Source organism: Limnoglobus roseus (assembly GCF_008254045.1).
Lineage (GTDB): Bacteria > Planctomycetota > Planctomycetia > Gemmatales > Gemmataceae > Limnoglobus > Limnoglobus roseus.
Map to the genome: position 1 here is coordinate 4,091,161 of NZ_CP042425.1, position 24,214 is coordinate 4,115,374.

13 protein-coding genes and 2 rRNA genes are annotated in these 24,214 nt (G+C 64.7%); 8 read left to right on the forward strand and 7 right to left on the reverse strand.

Annotated elements, in window-relative coordinates:
• Window positions 1-595: 595 nt before the first annotated feature.
• Window positions 596-3,349 (forward strand): 23S ribosomal RNA (locus tag PX52LOC_RS16990).
• 92 nt (window positions 3,350-3,441) lie between these two features.
• Window positions 3,442-3,550 (forward strand): 5S ribosomal RNA (gene rrf / locus PX52LOC_RS16995).
• A gap of 351 nt (window positions 3,551-3,901) precedes the next feature.
• On the opposite strand, the gene PX52LOC_RS17000 is transcribed toward rrf, so the two are convergent.
• From PX52LOC_RS17000 to PX52LOC_RS17010, 3 genes are all read right to left on the reverse strand, one after another.
• Window positions 3,902-4,846, reverse strand: a complete 945-nt coding sequence (locus tag PX52LOC_RS17000) for a hypothetical protein (protein WP_149111225.1) — start codon at window positions 4,844-4,846, stop codon at window positions 3,902-3,904.
• A 159-nt stretch (window positions 4,847-5,005) separates the two neighbouring features.
• Complete coding sequence (locus PX52LOC_RS17005) at window positions 5,006-7,741, reverse strand: serine/threonine-protein kinase (protein ID WP_149111226.1); 2,736 nt, start codon at window positions 7,739-7,741, stop codon at window positions 5,006-5,008.
• A gap of 350 nt (window positions 7,742-8,091) precedes the next feature.
• On the reverse strand, window positions 8,092-9,918 hold the full coding sequence (locus PX52LOC_RS17010) for a CotH kinase family protein (RefSeq protein WP_149111227.1): 1,827 nt from the start codon (window positions 9,916-9,918) through the stop codon (window positions 8,092-8,094).
• A gap of 224 nt (window positions 9,919-10,142) precedes the next feature.
• Between PX52LOC_RS17010 and PX52LOC_RS17015 the strand changes: the two genes are divergently transcribed.
• Window positions 10,143-11,351, forward strand: coding sequence for a glycosyltransferase family 4 protein (locus PX52LOC_RS17015; RefSeq protein WP_168219049.1), 1,209 nt, complete (start codon window positions 10,143-10,145; stop codon window positions 11,349-11,351).
• 5 nt (window positions 11,352-11,356) lie between these two features.
• Here the strand turns inward: PX52LOC_RS17015 and PX52LOC_RS17020 are convergent, their stop codons facing one another.
• The 3 genes from PX52LOC_RS17020 to PX52LOC_RS17030 are packed head-to-tail and all read right to left on the reverse strand — an operon-like array spanning window position 11,357 to window position 13,438.
• Window positions 11,357-11,893: a hypothetical protein gene (locus PX52LOC_RS17020; RefSeq protein ID WP_149111229.1), complete on the reverse strand. Its 537-nt coding sequence runs from the start codon at window positions 11,891-11,893 to the stop codon at window positions 11,357-11,359.
• 20 nt (window positions 11,894-11,913) lie between these two features.
• Entirely contained in the window at window positions 11,914-12,420 is a 507-nt protein-coding gene (locus PX52LOC_RS41975; protein ID WP_218575381.1) for a DUF4190 domain-containing protein, read from the reverse strand.
• Window positions 12,421-12,442: 22 nt separating this feature from the next.
• Complete coding sequence (locus PX52LOC_RS17030; protein WP_246173747.1) at window positions 12,443-13,438, reverse strand: ribose-phosphate diphosphokinase; 996 nt, start codon at window positions 13,436-13,438, stop codon at window positions 12,443-12,445.
• 142 nt (window positions 13,439-13,580) lie between these two features.
• On the opposite strand from PX52LOC_RS17030, the gene PX52LOC_RS17035 reads away from it, so the two are divergent.
• Window positions 13,581-14,231, forward strand: a complete 651-nt coding sequence (locus tag PX52LOC_RS17035; protein WP_149111231.1) for an MBL fold metallo-hydrolase — start codon at window positions 13,581-13,583, stop codon at window positions 14,229-14,231.
• Window positions 14,232-14,267: 36 nt separating this feature from the next.
• Here PX52LOC_RS17035 and PX52LOC_RS17040 read toward each other — a convergent pair whose 3' ends face one another.
• A complete protein-coding gene (locus tag PX52LOC_RS17040; RefSeq protein WP_149111232.1) occupies window positions 14,268-16,058 on the reverse strand; it encodes a protein kinase domain-containing protein in 1,791 nt (596 codons plus the stop codon).
• A gap of 201 nt (window positions 16,059-16,259) precedes the next feature.
• On the opposite strand from PX52LOC_RS17040, the gene PX52LOC_RS17045 reads away from it, so the two are divergent.
• The 4 genes from PX52LOC_RS17045 to PX52LOC_RS17060 all read left to right on the forward strand — a co-directional run bounded on the left by PX52LOC_RS17045 (window position 16,260) and on the right by PX52LOC_RS17060 (window position 24,145).
• A complete protein-coding gene (locus PX52LOC_RS17045; RefSeq protein WP_149111233.1) occupies window positions 16,260-19,370 on the forward strand; it encodes a DUF1553 domain-containing protein in 3,111 nt (1,036 codons plus the stop codon).
• Complete coding sequence (locus PX52LOC_RS17050) at window positions 19,367-20,797, forward strand: DUF1501 domain-containing protein (RefSeq protein ID WP_149111234.1); 1,431 nt, start codon at window positions 19,367-19,369, stop codon at window positions 20,795-20,797. Before PX52LOC_RS17045 ends, PX52LOC_RS17050 begins: the two co-directional genes overlap by 4 nt.
• Window positions 20,798-20,822: 25 nt before the next feature.
• A complete protein-coding gene (locus PX52LOC_RS17055) occupies window positions 20,823-22,388 on the forward strand; it encodes a phytoene desaturase family protein (RefSeq protein WP_149111235.1) in 1,566 nt (521 codons plus the stop codon).
• A 218-nt stretch (window positions 22,389-22,606) separates the two neighbouring features.
• Window positions 22,607-24,145 (forward strand): glycosyltransferase family 39 protein, encoded by a 1,539-nt coding sequence (locus tag PX52LOC_RS17060; RefSeq protein ID WP_149111236.1) that lies wholly within the window; start codon window positions 22,607-22,609, stop codon window positions 24,143-24,145.
• The last annotated feature ends 69 nt before the right edge of the window (window positions 24,146-24,214 follow it).

Consider the following 24,214-nt stretch of genomic DNA (forward strand, 5'->3'; position numbering starts at 1 on the left):
CGTGCCTCACACGCACGAGCCGACAAGTCCTCACCCACGTAACGTAACGCTACTAACTTGCATCGATAGATGAAGCCCTGCCAGGAAACTGGCAGGGCTTTTTCATCCAACAATACACTTGGGTCGGGGGTTCGAATCCCCTTTCTCCACAGAAGGTTCGGGTCGGGTGGGTCGGTGCCGCGGGAAGGATAATTCCGCGGGTGGTTGACGGAGAGCCGACCCGGCCCTAAGATGAAATCACGCAAGAGACGGAAGTGTAAGTCTGCTAAAGACTTGCGACGAATCTGGCGATGAAGGGTGAGCGGCCTCGGCCGCAAACCCGGGGTTGGAGGGGACGGCGACGCCGGACCCTGCGGCCCCGAACTGTCGATCTTTGACAACTTGGTGAGTACGAAATCGCATCAAACATCGCGTTCGGTGGGCGGCCATCGGGCGGGATGATTTTGTTCAACGATTTCTCGAGCACGAGCCTTAGAAGAAGAACGAAGTGATCGTCGTTCCCAGTCGCTACGGAGCGGGTGGGAGGGGATGAAATAGCGTGCAGTGCTTACTTCTCTTGTTTCGTGGTAACGCGGGGCGAGGGGGTGAGCAATGTGGCCAAGCTATTAAGGGCGTGTGGGGGATGTCTTGGTGCTAGAAGGCGAAAGGGCGTGGAAGACTGCGATAAGTCCGGTGGAGCTGTCAAACGAGCTTTGATACCGGAATACCCGAGCGAACCCAGGGAACTGAAACATCTCATTACCTGGAGGAAGAGAAAGAAACCTCGATTCCGTCAGTAGCGGCGAGCGAACGCGGAACAGCCTAAACCGGAGGGGCTTGCCCTTCCGGGGTTGTAGGACCGTATCATCGACCTGAATCCTTAACCGAACGGCGTGGAATCGCCGGCCACAGAGGGTGAAAGCCCCGTACGTGACAGGGGGACAGGCGTAGCGGTATCCTGAGTACGACTCAACACGTGAAAGTGAGTCCGAATCGGCGGGGACCATCCCGCAAGGCTAAATACTCTCTAGCAACCGATAGCGAAAAGTAGCGCGAGCGAAAGATGGGAAGAACCCCGACAAGGGGAGGATACTGAACCTGAAACCACATGCCTACAAGCGGTCGAAGGGCAACGCGGCAACGCAAGCCTGACGGCGTGCCTTTTGCATAATGATCCGACGACTTATCGTCACCAGCAAGGTTAAGCGGCTCTGCCGCGTAGCCGAAGGGAAACCGAGTCTTAACGGGCGTCAAGTTGGGGGCGGTAGACGCGAAACCACGTGATCTACGCATGGCCAGGATGAAGTGGGGGTAACACCCCATGGAAGACCGAACTCATTTGGGTTGAAAACCGATGGGATGAGCTGTGTGGGGGATTGAAAGTATCATCAAACGTGGAGATAGCTCGTTCTCTCCGAAATAACTTTAGGGTTAACGTTCGACTAGTTGGCGCCGGGGGTAGAGCGACTGATTTCGAATGGGGGCCTACCCGGCTACCCATCGAAGCCAAACTCCGAATACCGGTGTACCAAGGTCGGGCAGCTAGACTGTGGGGGATAAGCTTCATAGTCGAGAGGGGAACAACCCAGATCACCTGCTAAGGTCCCCAAGTCATACTCAGTGCGAAAGGAAGTTGAACCCCGGAGACAGCCAGGATGTTGGCTTAGAAGCAGCCACCATTTAAAAAGTGCGTAATAGCTTACTGGTCGAGGGGTTCTGCGCCGATAATGAACGGGACTCAAGTATGACACCGAAGCAGTGGGTGCAGTAATGCACGGTAGGAGAGCGTTGCAGTTGCGGCGAAGGTGTACGGACAACGGGCACTGGAGCGGCTGCAAGTGATTATGTCGGAATGAGTAGACGATAAAACGGGTGAGAATCCCGTTCGCCGTAAACCTAAGGTTTCCTGGGGAAGGTAAATCCGCCCAGGGTTAGCCGGTACCTAACGCAAGGCCGAAAGGCGTAGCGGATGGCCAGCAGGTTAATATTCCTGCGCTCGTCGTGCACTATGGGACGCAGAGTCCGAGACCAGTAGGCTTATTAGATTGCCTCAGGGCGTTTAAGGTCCCGATATGGTCAGAGACACTGCCAAGAAAACCGCACGACAACCGTACTAAAACCGACACAGGTAGGTGAGATGAATATTCTAAGGCGCTCGAGAGAACTCTCGTGAAGGAACTCTGCAAGTTAAATCCGTAACTTCGGGAAAAGGATTGCCCCCATCCGTGGGGGTCGCAGTGAAAAGGTTCTGGCGACTGTTTACTAAAAACACAGGTCTGTGCGAACACGTAAGTGGCGGTATACAGACTGACGCCTGCCCGGTGCTGGTAAGTTAAGGAAGAGGGTTAGCCGTAAGGTGAAGCTCGCAACCGAAGCTCCAGTAAACGGCGGCCGTAACTATGACGGTCCTAAGGTAGCGAAGTTCCTTGTCGGGTAAGTTCCGACCTGCATGAATGGCGTAACGACCGGAACACTGTCTCCACGAGAGACTCGGTGAAATTGTAGTTGTCGTGAAGATGCGACATACCCGCAGCTAGACGGAAAGACCCCGTGAACCTTAACTGTAGCTTGGTATTGGGTTTAGACCCAACATGCGTAGCGTAGGTGGGAGACTGTGAAGTGCGGCTTTCGGGTCGCACTGAGTCGTCGATGAAACACCACCCTTGTTGTGTTTGAATTCTAACGACGTTTACTGAACCGTAGCGTCGGACCGTGCTAAGTGGGCAGTTTGATTGGGGCGATCTCCTCCCAAAAGGTAACGGAGGAGTGCAACGGTACCCTCAGCCCGGTTGGCAATCGGGCAGCGAGCGTAAACGTAGAAGGGTGCTTGACTGCGAGCCCGATAGGGCGAGCAGGGACGAAAGTCGGCGTTAGTGATCCGGTGGTCCCGCATGGAAGGGCCATCGCTCAACAGATAAAAGGTACTCCGGGGATAACAGGCTTATCTCCTCTGAGCGTTCATAGCGGCGAGGAGGTTTGGCACCTCGATGTCGGCTCATCACATCCTGGGGGTGGAGAAGCTCCCAAGGGTTCGGCTGTTCGCCGATGAAAGTGGTACGTGAGCTGGGTTTAGACCGTCGTGAGACAGGTCGGTCCCTATCTGCTGTGGGCGCAGGAAATTTGCGAGGCTTTCTCCCTAGTACGAGAGGACTGGGAGGGACGCACCGCTGGTGTGCCAGTTGTGGCGCTAGCCGCATCGCTGGGTAGCTACGTGCGGAATGGATAAACGCTGAAAGCATATAAGCGTGAAACTTCCCTCAAGATCAGATTTCCTTGAAGACTCCTGGGAGACGACCAGGTCGATAGGCCGGGTGTACAAGTGCAGCAATGCACTCAGCTAACCGGTACTAACAGTCAAACGTTTGGCCACATTGCTCGTTCTCTCACTCGTGACGCCCGAGAAGTCGTCGACGATTTCGTACTCCCAAGTTGCATCGATATACCTCGATACAGTTGCGACTTGCCGGTGATCATGCCCGAAGTGGTGAACCCGTTCCCATCCCGAACACGGCCGTAAAACCTTCGGGGCCGATGGTAGTCCGTCCAGGGCGAGAGTAGGTCATTGCCGGCATCATCCCAAAGCCCCCGGTCTGAAAACAGACCGGGGGCTTTTGTCTTTTCCAGATCCATTTCCATCTTCATGTTTTGATACACTCTTGCCGAGGGCAATTCGTGCGGTGTTGCGTCTTCTCTTTGCCTTTCTTTGAACGAGCGGGCCAGTATGTTGACCCGACCAGGTAGTTCCACACGTTTCGTGAATACATCGCTTATCTCTGCAGAGTCATAATTATCCTGCGGGCAGCCACCTTCTTAATGCTGGTTCCCTTCGAGAATCGATGGCGCCACAAATGGAGTATTGCACTTTTGGATGTGAATACCGTGCAAGACTTGTGCAGGCTGTGGCCCCACGGTGGGTTCTCGATCAATAAAGCCAGCGGGCTTCCAGCCGAAGCACGTCCTTGTACCACTGTTGACCGGTAATTGCCCGCCCGTAGCCTGCGTATAGGCCGAAGCGGTCGCTCAGGTCGATCCGTGCTCCGACCTTCAAGTTCACTACCGTCACGCCGGCCGCGGCTTGCTGGAGGACGGTGTCGTCCACGCCGAGTTGCGATTCCTGCCCGGCTAGGACGGTCCAGCCGATGACTTCCAGAGTCGGTGACACGCGCCGGTTGCCGCTTTCCCAGAGCGTGGATCGGGTGCCGAGGCCGTAACGGAGAACGGTTCCGGCGAAGGCCGACCCGTCAATCGGCACCCAGCACCGGAACTCGCCGGCTAGCCCCAGGCGATTGGTCAGGTTGGCGAAGCCGAGAAGGCCGGGTTCGAGGCTGACGTGCCCGGTGCCCAACCCGCGGTTCGCACTGCCAGTCGGAACGTAGGTGCGGAGCTGGAACGTCGCCAATTTATCCGGTGTTGCGAGCAGAGCGTACTTGAGGCCGATGACCGTGTCGCTCCACCCGGCAGCGTTTGCGTTCACCTCTGGGTTTAAGAATCGTGACCCGGCTTCGACGAACGCCGACACTCGTTGACCAAGCGCCCCTTCGACGTGGACCATGAGGTCTTGAAAGTCGATCGACCGCTCGGCCAATGGTAACCCGCGGCCGGTCGGCTGGTTTCGGGGGTAGAAAAATTCGGCCCGGTTGGGGAAGGGGAACCCGTACCCGAAGTCGGAGCGGAAGAACAGTTGGTTCCCGACCGCCGCGGTATCGATGTACCCGACACTACTACCACGAACCGTCAGCCCCTCGTCTTCCGCGGCGGGCGGGGGTGGTGTTGTGGGCGGGGGCGGAGCCGCGGGCGGCGCCTGTGCGGCCAGTGGTTCTGTCAGCAGCAGCAAGCCGATGGCCCCCGTGCACACAATTTTCCACATCGGCTCTCTCCTTGAATGCCCGAGGTCTGCGGCTCAGCGCCTCCATTCCAAGCCTCATCGGAGAGTTGTGACGCTAATCGGGAATGATTCGGAAGGTTGGCAGAATGCGACTGCTCAGATAGATCGCACGACCGGCAGAGTTTATCTTGACGTTATGGTTTACTTGTCAGGCCGGCGGAGGGCTTCGCGGAACGCCGGCAGCTTGCGGATCGGGTCGCAATCGGGATCGTCGAGGAGGCCGGCGAGGAGGGTGGCGTTCCCCTTCCTGACGATGGCAATGGCTTGCTTGGCAAAGGCGTCTGCCCGGCGGGCCGTTTCTTCGAGAGGTGCCGGAATCTTCCCGGCCGTGGCCGCTGCCCTTGCGAGGAAGCAGACCGCCCGCCACGCACCGAAGTGATGGGCTGGTAGGCCGTCCCGGATGCGTTCCGCTTCTTGAGCTACGGCCACATCGTCCCCGGCTCGCACGAGGAGGTCTGCCAGGTCGCGGGCCTGCTGGCGAAGCGACTGGCGGAAGTCCGCGTCGTCCGGGTTCGCCCGGAGCGCGGTCAGCACTTCGGGGATTCCCCGCGTCAGGTGCTCTCGGGCCTCGGCGGGCCGGGCTGCCGAGAGGCGACCGAGGTTGCCGAGGGCGATGCCGAGTTCGCCGTGATCGGACGGCACGTTCGGCCGGATCGCCAGCACGGCCTCCCAGTGGCCGATCGCCGCGCGGGTGTGCGTTTCGGCGACCTTCCGGTTCCGGGCGTATTCCAGTTCGGCCATCGTGGTGCAAACGCGGGCGAGGTCAACGCGGTACAGGGGCGTGGAGGGGAACTCGCGAACCAACTCTTCCAACCGCCGGCGGGCGTCAGCCGCGGCCGCTATGGCGGCATCCCGTTCGCCGGCGGCCGACCGCGCAATGGCCAGGTTAATCTCCGCGGCCGCCCGCTCGTGCCGGTAGTCCGGCCGCGAAGGGTGAGCCGCGATCAGAGCGTCGAGGTTGCCGACGGCCGAGAGCGCCGCGGCGGCGGCGTCCGCGGGTCGGCCCGCCTTGCGGAGTACGTCCGAGAGGTTAATCGCGATCCGGGCGGTGTGCTGCCGTTGCTCCGGCGGCGCGCGGTCCGGGGGGAAGAGGGCATCAGCCGCCCGTCGGAAATGGGCCTCGGCGTCGGCGTACCGGCCCTTCTGCCCCGCGACGATGCCGCGGTTGTAGAAACTCTGGGCCAGGTCGAGGGCGGGCGCGGGGGCGTCTGGTGAGGCGACCCGTAACCGACTCTGGATCTCTGCCGCCGTGGTGTACTCCGCCTCGGCCGCGTCGAGTTGCTCGGTGAGCCGGCACACTTCGCCCCGCCAGTTGTGGACGAGGGCCACCTCCCGCCAGAACTCGGCGTCGTCGCGGCCGGCCAGGCGAAGTTTCTCGAACCGGGCGGCCGCCTGATCGTAAGCCGTCCGGGCGTCCGGATAGCGGCCGAGCAATCGGTAGATGTCGCCCGTCCGCCGCGCCGCTCGTGCGGCCTCCCAGGCGACACTCGGGTCGCCGGCCTCCACGGACAAGAGTTCCTGGTAGAACCGCATCGCCTTTTCGAGCAACGCCCGCCGCGTTTGCTCGGCCCGCGGCTCGGCGGCGAGGTCTTGTTCCGCGACTTCGGTCAGCAACTCGTCGATCGCCCGCATCGACATCTGGAAGTGGGACCGGGCGCGGTCCCGCTCGGCGATCAATCGCACTTGTTTCCAACCGGCGACCCCGACCCCGGCCGCGATTGCGAGCACCAGAAGGAGGAGCAGGGCCGACAGTACGGGGTTGCGGCGTGCCCGCTTCACCAACCGCTCCGGCCAACCGACGGGCCGGGCCAGAACGGGGCGACCGGTCAGAAACCGTTTGAGGTCGTCGGCCAGTTCCACGGCGGTCGGGTACCGCTTCTCCGACCCCTTCCGCAGACAGGCGAGGGCGACCGTTTCCAGGTCACGCGGCACCGTCGGTTGAAGGCGGCTCGGCGGGATCGGATCGCGGGTGCAGACTTGGTCGAGCGTGTCCATCGGGGTCGTCCCCTTGAACGGCGGGCGGCCGGTGAGCAGTTCGTACAGGACCGCCCCCAAGGCGTACACGTCCGCCGGTGGGCCGACGTGGCGTACGTCGCCGCGGGCCTGCTCCGGGGCCATGTAGCACGGCGTGCCCATGACCGTGCCGGTCTGCGTCTGACTCTGATCCTCCGTTCGGCGGGCCAGTCCGAAGTCGGCCACCTTCAGCATGGGGTAGAGGGTCGTGGCGATAATCGTGGAATCACGCCCCTTCCGCTCAGCGGTTTGCGGCTCCGCTCCCAACAGGATGTTGTCCGGCTTCAGGTCGCGGTGGATCACCCCCGCGCGGTGGGCGTGGCCGACGGCGACGGCGACGGCGGCCACCACTTCGGCCGCCACGCGGGGCGCAAGCGGTGTACCGGTTAACCGCCGGGCGAGACTGCCGCCGGGGCAGAATTCGAGGACCAGGTACGGCCGCCCGTCAGTTTCACCGACCTCGAACACTTGAACGATGCCGGGGTGCTGAAGGTGGGCGGCCGCGCGGGCTTCGGCTTGAACACGGAGCCGACTGGCCAGGTCCATGCGGTCCGCGTGAGGAACCTTCAACGCGACGACCCGGTCCATCTTGACGTGCCGGGCCTTGTAGACCGTGCCCATCCCGCCGCTGCCGAGGACGCCTTGAATCTCGAAGCCGGGGATCGGTTGGCTCGCATTGACGGGCGGCGGCGGTGAAAGTTCTGCTTGAATTGCCCGAATGTCGTCCGGGGATTGAACGACCGTGGCGGTGAGCGTCCACTCGATTCCGCAGACCGGGCACACGAAGTTGCCCTTCGCGTCGCGCGTGTCTCCGTCGTCGAATTCCCACGGGTGCCCCCGCGGGCAGCGGAGTTCGATCGCCATTGGTCGCCTTCCGAGCGCACCGTCGGGCCGAAGGGCCGCGTCACTTCCCGTTTCGTCACGGTCGGCCGAACTCGACTCGGCCTCCGTGGAAGTCGATCGTGGTCCGTTCCACAACTCGTCCACCAGACGGGGATTGATTTACTTCAGCCCGCCGCCGATGAACAGTGTTTCGCCCGCCAGCTGAGTTCGTGATCGCACCCCCGGCGGCCTTTGTCACGGACTATCGCGGCGGCATGTGCCTGTCGGTCGGAGACATGGACGGCGACGGGTCGACGAAATCGCGACGGCCTCGGACGGGGAGTGGTAGTCCGCGGGTGAAGGGCGTCAATTGACCGAAACCGTCGGGGACGTTACGGCCCTTTTTTCGGCGGGGCTGGCGGGGCGGGCGGCTTCGGCGGCGGGAACAGTGTGGTCAGCATGGCCGCGAAGGCGGGGTTGTCGAGTTTCCCGTCCTTCTTCTTGTCGAACTCGTCGAATAACTTGCCGGCCGCCGACTCGATCTCGGCGGCCGTGATCTTGCCGTCCTTGTCTTCGTCTGCCCGGGTGAACACCGGCCCGGCGAGGAACGCTTCCATCCCGAATCCGGGCGGCGGCGGCCCTTTGTCCGGCATCTTCGGCAGCATCTCCTTCAACCCGGCCGCGATGCCCTTCTGATCGATCCGTCCGGCCGCCGTCGTGTCCGCGGCCGTAAACAGCCGCTTGGCGACGGCCAGCCACTCGTCGCGAGACATCTTGCCGTCCTTGTCGGCGTCGAAGGACGCCATCAGCGGGCCGCCGAGCGCGTCGCCCATCTTGAACTCGCCCGGGCCGAACCCGCCCGTCGGGAGGTGCCCCTTGGATTTGCCCGCGAGTTGTGCCGCCACCGACGCCGTGCGCTTCTCCACGAAGGTCTTGAGGGTCGGCGGCTTGCCGAACGGGAAGCCGGACGGCGGCGTCTCCCGTCGCAGTCGTGCCGCCTCGGTGTCCCGCAAAAGGATGTCCTGGAAGGCCGTCTCGGACGCGGCCAGTTCCTTCAGCAGACGGTCGGCCGAGAACGCCGTTGCCGTAAGCTCCTTCACCAGGGTCCGGTACTTCTCCGTCATTCCTGGCAGGGCGAGGACGCGCTCGGTCAGCCGGTGCGTGCCGCCGTAGGGGTGAACGAGGCTCAGGTCCATCTGCTGTTCGGCCGTGCCGATGACCGGCAGGTTCGCGAACGCCCGGTCCAGGTCCCACGGGAAGAAATGGAACCGCTTCGTGTCGGGGTGGAGGTATACACAGAAGTTGTGCCCAAGGGTGAAGAAGCTGTCGGGGTTGGCGACGAACGATGTCGTCGCGAGGTAGCGGAGGTAGCCGTCCACGTCCAGGTACGACGCGATTTCGGTGTTGAACGCCGCGTCGTCGGCCTTCTGCACCAACCGGGCGAACGCCATGACTCGCTTCGCCTCCTCGGCGGTCGCGTCGCGCTTCGGGGCGTAGGGCTTCTTGTACCGATTCCAGTCGTCGCCCCAGTCGTCGAGACCCCGCACGCCTTCGGGCTTCATCAGCAGGCCCTTGTCGGTGCCGAAGGTGCGGCGGAGGAACGGCTTGTCGATCTCCTCGGTGATCGTGTAGAGGCCGAGGTACTCGCGGTCCCACTTGCCCGGCACCGTCAGCCGCACTTCGGCGAAGGTCGTCCGCGGGGCGGGTACGCCGGCCGCCCGGTAGATGCCGTACCCGAACGCCTCGCGGTATTTGGACGGGTCGGCCACGCCGCAGTGGAGGTTGATTGTCTTCGACCCCTGGAATCGGCCGGAGCCGCCCTGCCGGTCGAGATCGATCTTGAACGACTTCTTGGCGGTCCGCGAGGCGTCGCCGATGGTCCCGTTCCCCTTGTACCGGACGCCCACGTCGGCGAACGTCTCGCCGTCCACCGTCACCGTGCCCTTCGCCCACGGCAGGTCCATCCCAAACGTGTTCCGGTGAACCTCGCGATCGGGGGCCGGGGTCTGAGCCGGCATTGGCATCGGGGGACCGAAACCCATGCCTCGCGCCTGCCGGGGTTGCATGGCGGCGTACTCGTCCGGCGGAATCGTGATCTGCACCTGCCGCGTCCGGTACGGGTCTTCGCGGTCGGCCGCAGGCAGCGGCGAATAGGCCAACGGGCCGGTCACGACGGCCAGGAACCACACCAGCGAGGGGCGGCAAGGGCGGGGTTTCATGGGGAACGCCTTACGGGGGGCGGGGTTTCAACGGGGACGTCAGAACGGTTTGGGCGTGTCAGCCGCCGTTCCTCGGATACCCGCCCCGACGCGGGCAGGTTTCAGCGATCAATCACGCGGTCGGACACGCCGTTCCGTCTATCAGAACGGAATCCCCCTTGCTTGTCTAACGAAGAATCCCTGCAATTGAGAGACAGTCACCCTGAACCGGGGAGGTGTGTAAGGTGTCCGATCCGATCGCCCCAACCAGCGGGCTGCCCACCCGGGTGACGTTCATCACCCACTACACGGAACTGTACGGCGCGAACCTGTCGCTCCTGAACTTGATCGAGGGCTTGGTTCCCTACGGCGTTCAGGCCCGGGTGCTTTGCCCGGACCGGGGTGACCTGCTGTCGGCCCTCGACCGCCGGGGCGTGCCGTGGGCCGTGATCCCGTTCGAGTGGTGGGTCTCGACGCACCGCACCGCGGCCGGCACCGCGACGCGCCTCGCGAGGAACGTCCGCCGGTTGCGGCCAATCGTTCGGCAGATTTCCGCATGGGAAACTGATCTCGTCTACTCGAACTCGTCGGTGTTCTCGATCGGCGCGATGGCGGCGGCGGAACTCGAACTCCCGCACGTCTGGCACCTGCGGGAGTTCGGCCGGCGCGATTACGACCTGTGGCCGGACTTCGGCACCCGCCTCTCCCGCCTCGCATTCCGCACGGCCGACGCGACGATCTTCGTCTCGCTCGCCCTTCAGCGGGCGTTCCTCGGCAAAGCCGTGCTGCCGCATTCCCACGTCATCTACAACGGCATCGCCCCGGCGAAAGTGTTTGACGACCGCAAGCGGGCGGCCGACGCGATCCGGGAACGGCGACAGCCGTTCACGTTCGTGTTGGTCGGCCGGTTCCGCGAGAGCAAGGGGCAGGCCGTCGCCATCCGGGCGCTCGCGGCGCTGCCGGCCGCGTTCGCAGAGACCCGCCTCCTACTCGTCGGCGGGGCCGGGAACACGGGGGACCAGGGCTATTACGAGGGGTGCCGGGCGCTCGTCGCGGAACTCGGGCTGACGGACCGCGTCGAGTTTTGGGGGTACGTCCCCGACCCGGAGCGGGCGTTTCTCGCGGCCGACGCCGCCCTGATGTGTTCCCGGAACGAGGCGATGGGGCGGGTAACGGTCGAGGCAATGTCCGCCGCACGGCCGGTCATCGGGTACGACGCCGGCGGCACGAGTGAGTTGATCGAAGACGGCCGGACGGGGTTACTGTACCGCGGTGGGGAGGCGGCTCTGGCCGCGTGCATGGAGCAGTACTGCGTGGAACCTGCGTTGGCGGTGCGGCACGGCGAAGCGGGCTGGCAGGCCGCCCGCGGGCGGCACACGGAGGAAGATTACGCGGCCCGCGTCCACGCCGTCCTCCGCACCGTCCTCACGGCCCGTGGATTCGGAGGGCGTTGACCCACTCACGGGGCCGGCGGTTCGGCCGGGGCGTCGTCGGCGAGGGCGTACTTCCGCGGCACGAACTCCGTCCAGACGACCGCCTGCCGCTTGCCACGCACTTCGACTTCGCACTTGATCGTCAGCACGTCGTCCGGCTTCATCCACGCGGCCTTCGCCACGAAGTGGGAGCACAGCCCGGCCGATTCGTCCTTCGGCCGTTCCTCTGCCGGGGCCGGGTCGAACGTCAGCGGGTACTCGGTCGGGTCGCCGGCCCGCGTGGCGCGGGCGAGGAAGGCCGTCTGCGCGAGCGCCATCGGCTTCGGGTCCTTGTCGGTGGTTTCCAGGTACACGTCGAGTTCGTGCCCGGTTTTCGCGAGGCGGGCGGTCAGGGCGGCCTGGTACGGGCCGGCGTCGGCGAGGCGCATCTTCTCGCGGTCGAGGGTTTCGGACTCTTTGCCCACCGCCGAACTCGCCGCGGACGGCACGATGGGTTTGGACGGGGAAGACGAGGACGAGCAGCCGACGGCGGCCGCGAACGTGATGGCCAGGCAGATTCGCATGAGGAGGTCTCCGGGAGAGGTCAACGTAATCCCATCATGGCGAGGACAACAAGAGCACCGAGCAGGAAGAGGATGTTCAGGATCAGGCCGGCAATGGCCGTGCCGTTGCGGTTGGACCGCAGGCCCATAGCGCCGAGGACCACGCCGACAATCGTGAGCGGCACGCCGATCACGGGGCAACATAGCCCGAAGATGCCGATTACGCCGAGGACGAGGGAGGCGTCGCCGAGGCCGGTGCCCTCGCCGGCTTCCCGGCGGCGGCGTTCGTAGTAATCGTCGTCAAAGTCGTCGTCTTCGTCCTCGTAGCGCCGGGACCGGCGGCGGGAGGAACTCCGTCGCCGGCCGCGATCCTTGTCGCGGTCACGGTCACGATCCCATTCCTCGTCGCCGTCGTCGCGCTCGGGGCGGGCCACTTTGGCGATGAAGACCTGATGGCAACTCCCGCACTCAACCTCTTGGCCGCGGTGGACGGCGTCGAGTTCGAGGCGGCTGTCGCACGTCGGGCAAGTTACCGTAATCGTGGCCATGAATCCGCGGCAGGTTTTGGCGTCACCGGTCGTCGTTGAACAGGTCGGTGAGCGAGTAGTTCTCGTGGATGCGGTAGACCGCCTCCGCCAGCAACTTGCCGACGGAGATGATTTCCAGGTTGGGGAGGGCCTTCTGCTTCTCTTCGGAGATCGGGATCGTGTCCGTCACGATCACTTTTTCAATGCCGGCGGTCCGCAACTTGTCCACCGCCTTGCCGCACAGGACGCCGTGGGTGCTGGCGACGAACACCCGCTTCGCGCCGTTGTGCTTGGCCGCCTGAGCCGCCCCGACGATCGTGCCGGCCGTCGAGATCATGTCGTCGAAGATGAACACCGTCTTCCCTTCGACGGACGCCCCGATGATGTGGGCCTGTTCGGTGGTCGTCGCGCTCGACCGCCGCTTGTCCACGACGGCGATGCTCTTGCTGCCGAGGCCCTTCTGGTACTTCAGGGCCTTCTTGATCGCCCCTTCATCGGATGATAGCACGACCAACTCTTCCGGCGGAATGCCCAGCGTGCGGATGTACGCGATGATCTCCCGCGAAGCGTACAGGTGGTCCACCGGGATGTTGAAGAACCCCTGAATCTGCGCGGTATGGAGGTCAAGGCACAGAACCCGGTTGGCCCCGGCGGTCGTGAGCAGATCGGCCACCAGCTTCGCCGTGATCGGTACGCGGCCCTTGTCCTTGCGGTCCTGCCGGGCGTAGGCGTAGTACGGCAGCACGACTGTGATGCGGGCGGGGCTGGCCCGCTTGAACGCATCGAGAATAACGAGCAGTTCCAGGAGATTCTGGTTCACCGGCTGGCACGTCGGCTGCACGATGAACACGTCGCGGCCGCGGACATCCTCGTCGATCCGGACGTTCGTCTCGCCGTCAGGAAAGTCGTCCACGATCAACCGGCCCATGCTCATATCGACCCGGAGCATGGTCGCGAGTTCGCGCACGATCCGCTCGGCCAACGGCCGGTTGGCACGGCCGCTGAAAATCTTGAGCTTCTGAGGCGTCGGACTGGTCACGGGCAATTCCCTTGCGTGGGCGAGAGGGACGTTATTATCGGGGCGACACGCGGGGAGGTCAATCAGCAGTTCCCCGAGTTGGCCGAGTATTGGCCCGGCGGTCGCGGAATACAACAACCCCTTCCCACGTGAGGAATCGGCTGTGCGCGTGCAAATCGAAACGATCGAATCGCAACCGTTCTCGGAGAATTCGTACCTCGTCTGGCCGGACGGCGGTCGCGAAGCGTTCGTCATCGACCCCGGCTTCGAGCCCGAGTTGATCCTCGAACAACTCGCGGCAAAAAACCTGCGACTGGCCGCCATCGTCAACACGCACGCCCACCTCGACCACATCGCTGGGAACACGGCGATGAAGGAAGCCTTCCCCGACGCGCCCATTATTATCGGCCACGGCGAGGCCACTTTCCTGGGCGACCCGAAGCTGAACCGGAGCGCTTTCTACGGGATGCCGCTGACCAGTCCGCCGGCTGATCGCACAGTGAAAGACGGCGACGTGCTGGAACTCGTCGGCCTGGCGATGGACGTGCGCGAAATTCCAGGCCACTCGCCGGGCCACGTCGTGTACATCTTGCGTGACCTGACGCCGACGCTCGTTCTCGGCGGCGACGTCCTCTTCCGCGGCAGCGTCGGTCGTACCGACTTCCCCGGCGGCAGCTTCGAAGTTCTGGAGGAAGGCATCCATGCGAAACTCTGGCCGCTGCCGGACGACACCGTCGTGTACCCCGGTCACGGCCCCGTCACGACGATCGGCCGCGAGAAACGAAGCAACCCGTTCGTGGGCGGAGGGCGGTAGTCCGGTCGCCTTTGCCTTTCGACGCAAGAATCAAGTTTACTTCCCCTCGCGGACCACGACCGCCGCGTGGACGGCCTCCGCAAAGTCGCGGGCGTCGTTCGCCGAACTTGCCGTCACGATGTTCCCGTCGGTCACGACGCGCTTCCACGGCATCCAGTTGACGCCGTTCGACTTGTCGAGGAAGTGGTGCACTTCGTACTCCGGCTGGGCCGCCTGTCGTTGCCGCAAAAGTTGGAATCGCAACAACACCCGCTGCCCGACGCAGATGCCGCCGATCACCTTTTTCGCCTCGGCCATCGGCCGGACGATGCGCTCAAGTTGCGTGTGCACTTCGCCCGGTCGGATGAAGTCGCCCACGTCGTAACCGGGGAAGAGAATCGCGTCGTAGTCGTCGGGCTTCACGTCCGCGAGTGAGAGTTCCGCAGTCACCGGCGGTCGCGCATTGCCGCCGCTGATTTCGCACGGGCCACGCTGTCGGGCGGCGGTCGTCACCTTCGCACCGAGTTCGGTCAGGCGTGCCCGCACGGGTTCGTAGTCGTCGAGGTAGAGGCCGCGCTTCGGCAGGACGAACAGCACGCGGGCTGTGACGACCGGAGCGACCCGGGCCGCCGGACCCGCCCCCGCCGCGGCAACTTTGCCTTGGACTGGATTGCCGCCCGGCGTGTTCGCGGTTGGCTGGGCATCACGTTTGTCCGAGTTCAGTGCCGAGATCAGAAGTAACAGCAGTATCAGCGTGCCGGCTATCAAGGCCGAGAACCCGAGCGAGAAGTGCCACCCGCGGTGCCGGCGGTCGGTCCGCAACTTCTTCGTCGGCGGCGGCGTGGCGACTAGCGTCTCGGCCGCCGGATCATCCGCAAACCCGAAGTCCGCGACCGGGAAAGCTTCGATCCGCGGGACCGGAGTGATCGTCAGCGACGGCGTCGGTTGGGACGCCTTCGTGAAAGGGATTAGGGCGGCCGCAACTTTCGCCGCGGACGAGTACCGCTCAGCCGGGTTCTTCGCCAGCAACTTCGCGAGGACGGCCGCCAACTCCGGTGGGATGTCGTTTCGGTAGGCGGTGACGGGCGGCGGTTGATCGATCACGTGGGCCGTGACCTTCGCGATCGCGGTCGTCGCGTCTGCGAACGGCGGGCGGCCGGTCAGCGCAAAGTAGAACAGGCAACCGAGGCTGTACAGGTCCGAGCGGTGGTCGACGGCGGCGGCCTTCGCTTGCTCCGGCGAGATGTAATCGGGCGTGCCGACGATGGTGTTCGCGTTGGTGACGGCCGGGTTGTGTGATCCGCCGGGCTCCCCGCCGGCCGGCAATTCGCCGTCGGACGCCAGCCGGGCGAGGCCGAAGTCGAGAACCTTCACCTGCGACGTGCGGTTCACCATCACGTTCTGCGGCTTGATGTCGCGGTGGACCATCCCCTTCGAGTGGGCGTGCTGGAGGCCGAGCGCCGCCATCCGCACGACGTGACAGGCTGTTGTCACCGGCAGTGGCCCGCGGCGGTTCACGACGCGGTCGAGGCTGACGCCGTCGACGAACTCCATCACCAGGAAGTGCCGGCCGTCGGCCTCGTCGGCGTCGTAAGCGGTGACGATGTTCGGGTGGGCGAGTTTCGCCGCCGCCCGCACCTCGCGGCGGAATCGTTCCACGGCGACGGCGTTGGCCGTGTACCGCTGGGCCATGACCTTCACGGCCACCGTGCGGCCCATCAGGACGTGTTCGGCCTTGTAAACGACGCCCATGCCGCCGGCCCCGAGTTGGCTCTGGACGCGGTAGCGGGGGTGGTCCGCCAACTCCGGCGGGATCTTGCTCTCGGCTTTCGGCTCCATCACGGGCATGACGGGCGACCTCCTCGGCCCTTTCGGGGAACAGTTCAACACGGTACCATGCCACGCAAATCGCCCCCCTGGGAAGAACTACCGACCGTTCGAGCCTGGGGTTTCTGGAATTCGCGGCGGGCCTTCTCCCGCTACAATGAAATTTCTCACCACCGGTCGAACTTTCGACCCCGATGCAAGCCTGTCGATACGAGACGGACCATGCCGCGATTCCTCCCGCTTGTCGTGCTGGGTTGGCTCCTGCTTCCGACCGCCGGGGCGGCCGCCGAGGTCGATTTCGCCCGCGACGTGCTGCCGATCCTGTCGGAGAAGTGCTTTTTCTGCCACGGCCCCGACGAGGCCGCCCGCAAGGCCGGACTGCGACTCGACACGAAAGATGGGGCGTTCCGCAAGAAGAAGGACCGTACGATGATCGTGCCCGGCAAGAGTGCCGAGAGCGAGGTCATCAGCCGCATCGTCAGTAAGGACGCCGACGAGCAGATGCCGCCGCCGGACTCGAACCGCACGCTGACGCCGAGGCAGATCGAGACGCTGAAGAAGTGGGTGGATGAAGGGGCCACGTGGGGGCAGCACTGGGCGTATGTGCCGCTACCGCGGGCGGTCGTGGTGCCGGAAGTTCAAAGTTCAAAGTTCAAAGTTCAAAGATCGATCGACAACTTCATCCTGTCGCGGTTGGAGAAAGAAGGGCTTTCCCCGTCGCCGTCGGCGACGAAGGCCGCGTGGTTGCGCCGCGTATCGCTCGACCTGACCGGCCTGCCGCCGAGCGTCGCGGAACTGGATGCGTTCGAAAAAGACACCTCGCCGAGCGCCTATGAGACGGTGGTGGACCGCCTGCTCGCCTCGCCACGGTACGGGGAACGCATGGCGTCCGACTGGCTCGATGTCGCCCGGTACGCCGACACGCACGGCTATCAGTCCGACCGCTTCCGCAACATGTGGGCGTACCGCGACTGGGTCATCAAGGCGTTCAACGCGAACCAGAAGTTCGACCAGTTCACAATCGACCAACTCGCCGGCGATCTGCGGCCGAACGCCACGAAGGACCAGCGGCTCGCAACCGCGTTCAACCGCCTGCACATGCAGAACGAAGAGGGCGGCATCGTCGAGGAAGAGTTCCGCGTCGCCTACGTCGTGGACCGCGTGACGACCTTCGGCACCGCCTTCTTGGCCCAGACGCTGGAGTGCTGCCGGTGCCACGATCACAAGTACGATCCACTGGCGCAGAAGGATTTCTACCAACTGTTCGCGTTCTTCCAGAACATCGACGAGAGCGGCCAGACGAGCTACTTCACGTCGTCGATGCCGGTGCCCGCGCTGCCGCTGACGACCGACGAGCAGGATCGGAAGATCGCGGAACTGCGGAAGATCGTGCGAGCGAAGGAGGCCGAGGTGAAGACCGCCCGCGAGAAAGCCCACGATGCCTTCGCGGCGTGGCCGCGGCCGAAAGAGATTACGCCGTCAGGGTTGGTGGCGCACTTTCCGTTCGACGAACTCAGCGGGAATAAGTCACCGAACGCGATCGACGCGAAACAGACGGCGAACGGCCACGAGGGGCCGAAGCTCGTCGCCGGCAAGGTCGGGCAAGCGGTTGAATTGAGCGGCGAGAGCGGCTTCGACATCCCCGGCGTCGGCCACTTCTCGCGGAGCGATCCGTTCTCGATCTCCCTCTGGCTGAAGTCGAGCAAGCACGAACCGCGGGCCGTTGTACTCCACCACAGTCGCGCCCCCATCGACGCCGGCAGCCGGGGTTACGAGCTGCTGTTGGAAAACGGCAAGGTCGCGTTCGGCCTGCACCACATGTGGCCGGGCAACTCCCTGAAGGTGGCGACGTCAACGGCGATCCGCGTGAACGAGTGGACGCACGTGACCGTCTGCTACGACGGCTCCAGCCGGGCCGACGGCCTGCACGTCTATGTGAACGGCCAACTCGCCGCGTGCGACGTGGTCCGCGATGGGCTTCGCCGGGACATTACTTACGAGGGTGGCGAGCCGAGCCTGCAAGTTGGCTATCGCTTCCGCGACAACGGCTTTAAGGGCGGGGCCGTCGATGACCTGCGGATCTTCAACCGAGCCCTCACGCCCTTGGAGGTCGGACGCGCCGCCGGAACGAACGCGAACGACGGCGAGGCCGCGTGGGAAGAGTTCTTCGCCTCGACCGCGGACGAGCCGACGATGAGGGCAAAGGCCGCACTGCGGGAGGCCCGACTCGCTCACGCGAAGTTCGTGAACGCGATTCCCGAAGCGATGGTCATGCAGGAGATGCCGGCGCCGAAGCCGGCCCGCTTGCTGAAACGTGGGGCCTACGACGCGCCGGGCGACCCCGTAGCGACCGACACACCGAAGACGCTGCCGCCGTTCGCGGCAGACCTGCCGCGGAACCGCTTCGGTTTGGCGACGTGGTTGACACAACCCGACCACCCGCTGTTCGCCCGCGTGACGGTCAACCGCCTCTGGCAACAAATGTTCGGCACTGGCCTCGTCGAAACGAGCGACAACTTCGGCACCACCGGCGTCCCGCCGACGCACCCGGAACTGCTCGACTGGCTCGCTCGCGACTTCAGCACCGATTGGGACGTGAAGCGAACGCTCAAGCAGATGGCCCTTTCCGCGACCTACCGACAGTCGTCGAAGGCGACGCCAGAACTGCTGCAACGCGACCCGTACAACCATCTGCTCGCCCGCTTCCCGGCCCGCCGACTGAGCGCCGAGATGCTCCGCGATCAGGCTCTCTTCGTGAGCGGTCTGCTGAACGAAAAGCAAGGAGGGCCGAGCGTGTACCCTTATCAGCCGGAGGGCCTCTGGAACGAGGCGATGGGGCGGCCGCACTACCCGCAGTCGAAGGGCGGCGATTTGTACCGCCGCAGCCTGTACACGGTCTGGAAGCGGACCGCCCCGCACCCGCAGATGACGACGTTCGACGCCGCCGACCGCAGCAATTGCAGCGCCCGCCGGCAGACGACGAGCACACCGTTGCAAGCCCTGGCGCTGCTCAACGACCCGCAGTTCGTGGAGGCGGCGCGGTTCCTCGGCCAACGGATGTTGAAGGACGGCGGACCGACGCCGACGGAGCAAGTCGCGTGGGCATTTCGCACCGTGACCGGCCGATCGGCGAGCGAGAAGGAACTGACCGTGCTGGTGAAACTGTACGAAGAGCAGCAGGCCGAGTTTGCGAGGGACGCGAAGGCGGCTGAGAACCTGCTGAGCGTCGGCGAGGGGAAGGCCGATGCGAAGACGAACAAAATGGAACTCGCCGCCGCGACGCAGTTGGCGCTGACGATTCTGAACCACGACGAGGCCGTGAACCGCCGATGACAAACATCATCCTCCCTGCCGCGAATCGCCGCCTGTTCCTGCGGCAGTCGGCCCTCGGCCTCGGCGGCCTCGCCCTTGGCACGCTGCTCGCCAACGAGAGCCGCGGGGCCGCGCTCCAGGGCGTGCTCGACAAGCCGCACTTCGTGCCGAAGGCGAAGCGGATTATCTACCTGTTCATGGCCGGCGGGCCGAGCCAACTCGATTTGTTCGACCACAAGCCGCTGCTCAACGAGAAGAACGGCACCGACCTGCCCGACAGCGTGCGGAAGGGTCAGCGGCTCACCGGCATGTCCGGCAACCAGGCGTCGTTGCCGCTCGCCGGGTCGATCTTCAAGTTCGCGAAGCACGGCAACAGCGGCGCGACGATCAGCGACCTGCTGCCGAACGTGGCGAAGATGGCCGACGATCTGTGCTTCGTGAAGTCGTGCTACACCGAGGCCATTAACCACGACCCGGCCATCACGTTCTTTCAGACCGGCCACCAGATCGCCGGCCGGCCGAGCTTCGGCTCGTGGCTGAGCTACGGCCTCGGCAGCGCTAACGAGAACCTGCCGGCGTTCGTCGTGCTTGTCTCGAAGGACAAAACAGAACAAGGACTCTACGCCCGGCTGTGGGGCAACGGCTTCCTGCCGAGCGTTCACCAGGGCGTGCAGTTCCGCAGCGGCAAGGACCCGGTGCTATACCTGCAAAACCCCGACGGCGTGAGCACCGAGAGCCGGCGGAAGGTGCTCGACCGCCTCGCGGAACTGCACGCGATTGCCGGTGAGGTTGAAGGCGATCCGGAGATCGCCGCCCGAACGGCCCAATACGAGATGGCGTACCGGATGCAGACGAGCGTGCCGGACGTGATGGACTTCGGCAAGGAGCCGAAGGACGTGTTCGACCTGTACGGCGAGGACGCGAAGAAGCCCGGCACGTTCGCGGCGAACTGCCTGCTGGCCCGCCGACTGGCCGAGCGGAACGTGCGGTTCATCCAGCTCTACCACCCCGGCTGGGACCACCACGGCGGGCTGCCCGGCGGCATCCGGCGGCAGGCGAAGGACATCGACCGAGCGTGCTACGGCCTCGTGCAAGACCTGAAGCGGACGGGGATGCTGAAGGACACGCTCGTCGTCTGGGGCGGCGAGTTCGGCCGGACGAACTACAGTCAGGGGAAGTTGACCGCCACCGACTACGGCCGGGACCACCACCCGCGGTGCTTCACGATGTGGTTCGCTGGAGGCGGCATCAAGCCGGGGATGTCACTCGGCGCGACCGACGACTACGGCTACAACGTGGCCGAGCGGCCGGTGCACGTTCACGACGTGCAGGCGACGATCTTGCAGCAACTCGGCATCGACCACACGAAGCTGACGTACAAGTTCCAGGGTCGCTACTACCGCCTGACCGACGTTCACGGCGAAGTCGTGAAGGAGATCGTCGGGTAGTTTCGATAACCGCAGCCGGCCTATCATGAGGGGGCACAGTCATCCTGTGAGGGGTACCGGCGTGGTAGCATCGAATCGTGTGGTGGTCGTCGGCGGCGGGTTGGGCGGGTTGGCGGCGGCGTGTACGCTCGCCGCCCGCGGGTACGGCGTCACAGTTTTCGAAGCCTCGCCGTGGCTGGGCGGCAAGGCGACCGTGCTTTCCGAGGCCGGCTTCCGCTTCGACATGGGGCCGACGATTCTGACCATCCCCGACGTCCTCCGCCGAATCTTCCGCGAGGCCGGCCGTAACCTCGACGATTACGTGAACCTCGTCCGCCTCGACCCGCAGTGGCGGTGCTTCTTCGGCGACGGCAGCACGCTCGACCTCGTCGAGAACGTCGAGCGCATGGCGAAGTCGCTCGACGGCTATTCCCCGAACACCGGCACGGCCGACGGCTACCGCAACTTCCTGAAACTCTCGGACCGATTGCACCGCGTCAGCGACGAATACTTCTTCTGGAAGTCGATCGGTGGCATCCGCGACATGATCGACGTCAAGGGCGGGTTCAAGCCGAAGATCGTCGGCGACGTGCGGGCCATGCGGATGGGCCGGTCGGTGGCCGGCACGGTGCGGAAGTTCATCCCGGACGCCCGCGTGGCCCAGATGATCGACCACTTCACGCAGTACGTGGGGTCGTCGCCAGAGGCGTCGCCGGCCGTCTTGTGTGGCATTGCCCATATGCAGACCGAGGACGGCATTTGGTACCCGATGGGCGGCACACGGGCCGTGCCGGAAGCGCTAGTCAAGTTCGGCACCGAACTCGGCGTGGACTTCCGGCCGAACACCGGCATCAAGCGGCTGATCGTGGCCGATGGCAAGACCGTGACGGGCGTGGAAACCGATGGCGGTGAGATTGTCGAAGCCGCCGCGGTTGTGTCGAATGCCGACTCGGTACGCACGCACCGGGAGTTGCTGCCGGATGCTCCGAAGGCGGCCCGGAAGTTCGACCGCCGGCGGAAGTACGAGCCGGCCTGTTCCGGCGTGGTGCTGTATCTTGGGCTGAACAAGGCTTACGATCACCTGCTGCACCACGACTTCGTTTTCTCGCGCGACCCGCACGAGGAGTTCGACTTCATCTACCGCAAGGGCGAACCCGCCCCGGACCCGACGTGCTACCTGGCCGCGACGAGCCGCACCGACCCGGCCACCGCCCCGCCCGGCGGCGAGGCGTTGTACGTGCTCGTTCACACGCCGTACCTGCGGCCGCACCACGACTGGAAGCAGATGCTGCCGGCCTACCGCCGCGTGATCCTGGACAAGTTGAAGACGACGGGGAAGATGCCGGACCTGGAATCGCGGATCGTGTTCGAGAGCGTGCTGACGCCGCAGGACATTCACGACCGCTACCGCGTGCTGAACGGCGCGATCTACGGCCTTGCCAGCCACGGTAAATGGCTGGGGGCGTTCAAGCCGGCGAACCGCTCGCCGGACCTGCGGAACCTGTACCTCGCGGGCGGGGCGGCCCACCCCGGTCCGGGGATGCCGATGGTGCTGATGTCCGGCTGGATCGCTGCTGACAGTCTCGACACGGATGGCGTTGTTGTCCGGTAGACGCGCTGAAAACGGAACGCGGATGTCGCAGGATTCGAAGACGCGGATGAACGCGGGATAAGAGCAAATCCGATACTTGTTCTGATCCGGTTTTGATCCGGCGTTCAAAATCCCGCGTCGTCCGCGTTCCGTTTTCAATTTCGCCTCCCACTTGATCTTGCACGGGCGGCCGCATTCCGCGAACCTATCGCGCCTGCGTGGGTTCTCGGAGTGCCGTGATGTCGCTGTCCGTGGTCGAGCCGTTGACGGTCCTCATCCGCCGCGTGGCGGTCGTCCATTCGCCGTCGCCGGCCTCGAAGCCAAGGCTCCGCGGATATCTGGAACCGCTGGCCGTCGGCAGCTACCTCGTCGCGCTTACGTTTGTCCTTCTGCGCTGCGCGGCCCTGCGGCGGTACTGGTTCGACGAACTGTTCACGCTGCACCTCGCCCGTTCGCCGCAGTCGTTGTGGTCGAACCTCGCGAGTGGCCTCGATAACAACCCGCCGCTGTCGTACCTGCTGACGGCCCTTTCCGTCGGGATTTTCGGCGAAGTCGAGTGGGCCGTGCGGTTGCCCGCGGTGCTGGGGGCCGTGCTAAGCGGCTTGTGCCTCTACCTGTTCGTGCGGCACCGTCGCGGGCCGGCGGAAGCCTTCCTGGCGCTGTCGATCGTGACGATCTCCCCCGCCGTGTGGGCGTACTTTCTCGAAGCTCGGCCCTACGGCCTCGCGGTCGGCTTCACGGCGTCGGCCCTGCTCGCGTGGCAGCGAGGCTGGAAACTCACTTTTGCGGCGTCGTGTGTCCTCGGCCTCTCTTCTCACTACTTCTTCGTCGTGCCGATGGTCGCCTTCGGCCTCGCGGAGTTGATCCGAACGGCGCAGAATCGCAAACTCGATCGCGGCATGGCCGCCGGCTTCGTCGCAGTTATTGTCACGCTGGCAGCGCTCTACCCGTTGTGGGGCTATGGCCCGCAAGCGTACGCGGCCGGCTTCTGGTCGAAGGTGAAGTTCACCCGCCCAGCCGTCGAAAGCGTCTTCCAGGACTTCACGCGGAAGGAGATGCTGCCGCCGTTGGCCGTCGCCCTCATCGTGGGCATCGTGGCCGGGCGAAGGCGAGACGAGGCCGCACCGTACCCGCTCGCGGAAGCGGTGGCCCTCGCGGCACTCGCGGCGGGGCCGATCATCGGCGTGGCCGTTGGCGCGAAAGTCACGGGCGCGTTCTACTACCGCTACGTGCTGCCGTCGGTCCTCGGCTTCGGGGCCGTGTTCGCGTTCGCCGTCAGCCGGGCGGCGGGTGGGAATCGTGCGGCCGTGCTGCTCGCGGCGGTCGGGTTCGTGTGGTGCGGATTGGTCGGGAACGCGGGGATGGCCACCGGCTACTACCGGGCAGAGGCGGCGAACCTGCGCGAGACGGCCGACTTCCTCCGGGCGAATGCCGACGGCACGACGATCGTGGAATCGCCGTTCGAGTTCGCCCGCTGGTGGCACTACGAGGGGCAATCGCTGCCCGTGGCGTTCCTGGCCGACGTGGACCTGGCGATGAAGCACACGAAGAGCGACACCGTGGACCGCGGTCTCTACGCACTGGCGCGCATCAGCGACGTGCCGCTGCTCACGCCCGACGAAGCGGCGGCGAAACTGCGGGCAGGTGAGCGGTTGCACTTCTACGGACCCGATGGCGGCTGGCGGCGCGAGGAGTTGCAAAAGCGAGGCGTCGTTTTCACGGAGATTGCGAAGCGGGACGCCGGCGGCACCCTCTACCGGCTAAGCCTGCCGGACTGACGCTTTCACTTCGGGCGGGCACCCGGTACAATACCCATCCCACCGACCCGCCGATCGCGGCGTCTCCGA